We start from the raw sequence: 1,267 nt of genomic DNA, 5'->3' as shown, positions 1-1,267 counted from the left end.
GTACTGGGGTGGCGCGGCACTCGGCGCCTTCGCGAACATCTACCTGCTCGACACGTCGTACTTCGCCGAGGACATCGGCTGGCGCATCGGGTTCTTCCTCGGCCCGGTGCTCGGCATCGCGATCATCTTCCTGCGCCGGCACATCCCGGAGAGTCCTCGGTGGCTGATGACGCACGGACGTCAGGAAGAAGCCGAGGCCACCGTCTCGCGCATCGAGGCGTCGGTGGAGCAGGCGAACGGCAAGCCGCTGCCCGAGGTCGACCAGTCGAAGGCGATGACCGTCACGCCGACCGACCGCGTCGGGTTCCTCACCATCGCGCGCGTGCTGCTGAAGCAGTACCCGACGCGGACGCTCGTCGGCGCGACGATGATGATCACGCAGGCGTTCCTGTACAACGCGATCTTCTTCACCTACGCGCTCGTGCTGACGAACTTCTTCGGCCTGAAGACAGCGGAGACGGCGGTGTACTTCTTCCCGTTCGCGATCGGCAACCTGCTCGGGCCGATCATCCTCGGGCGCTTCTTCGACACCTGGGGTCGTCGCCAGATGATCTTCCTGACGTACCTGGTGTCCGGGCTCGTGCTCGCCACGTCGGCGTTCCTGTTCCGGGCCGACGCGATCTCGGCCACGGTGCAGGTCGCCTTCTGGTGCGTCTCGTTCTTCTTCGCCTCGGCCGGTGCGTCGAGTGCGTACCTGACGGTCAGCGAGATCTTCCCGCTCGAGCTGCGGTCGCAGGCCATCTCGTACTTCTTCGCGCTGGCGCAGATCTTCGGTGCGGTCGCCCCGGCCATCTACGGTGCCTTCATCGGGGACGGGTCGTCGCGGGAGCCGCTGTTCTGGGGGTACCTGCTCGGATCCGCGGTGATGATCGGCGGCGGCGTGGTGGCCCTGATCTTCGGGGTCGACGCCGCGCGGAAGGGGCTGGAGGACGTCACCCAACCGCTCTCGGTGCTCACCGGGGATGCGAAGTCCGACCGGAAGTGAGCACGGTGGCGGCGGCCTGACATTCTGTATGCAGAGTGTTTAGCGCCGCCGCCGCAGCGCTGTCACCGTGCCTGCATGGCACTCCTCCACAGTCCGACACCGGCGACGATCATCCACGACAGCGGCCGCCCGCTCCCCGGGGGCTCCGCCCGTGCGTGACCCTGGGGTGATGGAGCACACCCCGATGCGCGCCGCGGCCGGCGACCTCGATCCCCACGGCCTGCGCCGCAGCCTGCTGCGCGACGCGGTGTTCCTGCGCCTGCTCGACAACGTCCTGCGGGG

Annotated in this window: 1 protein-coding gene; it reads left to right on the top strand. The window is 68.0% G+C overall.

The features are described from left to right. The coding region (locus BACI9J_RS22890) for an MFS transporter (protein WP_159736671.1) at window positions 1-985 on the top strand (985 nt) is incomplete at its 5' end. Window positions 986-1,267: the final 282 nt, after the last annotated feature.

It is taken from the genome of Arthrobacter sp. 9V, from assembly GCF_902506065.1.
In the GTDB taxonomy this organism is placed as follows: Bacteria; Actinomycetota; Actinomycetes; order Actinomycetales; family Micrococcaceae; genus Arthrobacter.
Note: the sequence above shows the minus strand (reverse complement) of the source record. Positions and strands in the feature narration are given on the sequence as shown.